Annotated in this window: 1 other RNA gene; it reads left to right on the forward strand. The window is 62.3% G+C overall.

What is annotated here, in order from left to right:
* The first annotated feature begins 102 nt into the window (after positions 1 to 102).
* Positions 103 to 502: RNase P RNA component class A (gene rnpB / locus AC5E6L_RS07195), an RNA gene on the forward strand.
* Positions 503 to 1128 lie beyond the last annotated feature (626 nt).

Raw genomic sequence — 1128 nt, forward strand, 5'->3', positions numbered from 1 at the left:
GCGGCGAAAAACTCTGTCCATCAAACCGCTTCCATCTAAAAACGAACCGCTCTAGGCACCGCGTTTGCGAAGCCCGCATCTTTCCGCTAGAGACGGCCATTGCCAGTCGGCCGGGCAGCCGCGGCGTTCCAGTGCCGAAAGGCGGGCGTCGAGGAAAGTCCGGGCTCCATGGAGCAACGGTGCCGGATAACGTCCGGCGGGGGCGACCCCAGGGACAGTGCCACAGAAAGCAGACCGCCTTTCGCATTTGCTGCGCAAATTGCTGAGGTAAGGGTGAAAGGGTGGGGTAAGAGCCCACCGCATGGCCGGCAACGGGCATGGCAGGGTAAACCCCACCGGGAGCAAGACCGAATAGGGACGGCGCGGGCGTTCTCGCCCAGTGGCTCCGCACCAGCCGTCCGGGTGGGTTGCACGAGGCGTCCGGCGACGGGCGCCCCAGATGAATGGCTGCCGGGCCGCCAATAGCGGCTCACAGAACCCGGCTTACAGGCCGGCTGGCAATTTTCCGTTCACGAAGCCGGCTTTCGGCGGCGTCCGAAGAGGCTGGTCGGGCGCATATTCGCAGGCGCGGGGGCGCCGCGCATCGCCGAAAGGCGCCTTCGGGCGCGCCCAAACGCAGCTCATTTGCGCAAAAACGCCCCGATCCGCGATCACATGCGATCAACGCAGCGTCCGCATTTTGTGAACGTGAGCGCGGTTGATCGAACGTCATCGCCGGGCCATTTCCCCAACGCTTTGAATTTTGGCGCTTTTTCCCTTCCCTGCATGCGATCACCAAGTGCGTGATCTCGGCGTTCGAGCACGTCCGGCTCGTTTTTTCGTGATTGGTATTTGTCCAGGCACCTCGCCAATTTCCGGTCATCGGACGCGCCGAACCAAACGAAACCGACCGGCGCTGTTCACCAGACAAGGCTTCCAATGGTTGGGGCCACGACAAGAAAAAGGAAAGAACCCATGAAAACGGCAATCATCGCACTCGCCGCCACGCTGATCAGCACCTCGGCCTTCGCCGCTCTGCCCGGCGACAAGTACGGCCTGTCGCAGATCAACACCGGCCACGTCTTCACCGATGAGGTCCTCGATGGCGGCAACTACTTCATCGAGCGCTACACGCTGAACGAAGACGGC

Source organism: Roseitalea sp., assembly GCF_984466335.1.